General features: G+C 46.3%; 1 pseudogene. It reads left to right on the top strand.

Features of this window, described 5'->3' with window-relative positions:
• Window positions 1-216, top strand: a pseudogene (locus HJY11_RS14400) (M23 family metallopeptidase); the annotation flags it as partial.

Genomic DNA, 216 nt, shown 5'->3' with positions numbered 1-216 from the left:
ATGAACTACAGCATGGATAAGACAGTTTATTTCTCGACACTTGACCAGTATAAGTACAATCCGGCCCTGGTTATATCAGGCGCAGAAGGCGACCAGGTCATCTCAGCAGCACCGGGAATCATCAAATCCATCGATGTGAGCGCGGAGACAGGAACAACAGTAAACGTAGATATCGGTAACGGATACGAACTTTTTTACGGACAGCTGAAGGAAGTA

It is taken from the genome of Bittarella massiliensis (ex Durand et al. 2017), assembly GCF_017566145.1.
Classification (GTDB): Bacteria; Bacillota; Clostridia; order Oscillospirales; family Ruminococcaceae; genus Bittarella; species Bittarella massiliensis_A.
Note: the sequence above shows the minus strand (reverse complement) of the source record. Positions and strands in the feature narration are given on the sequence as shown.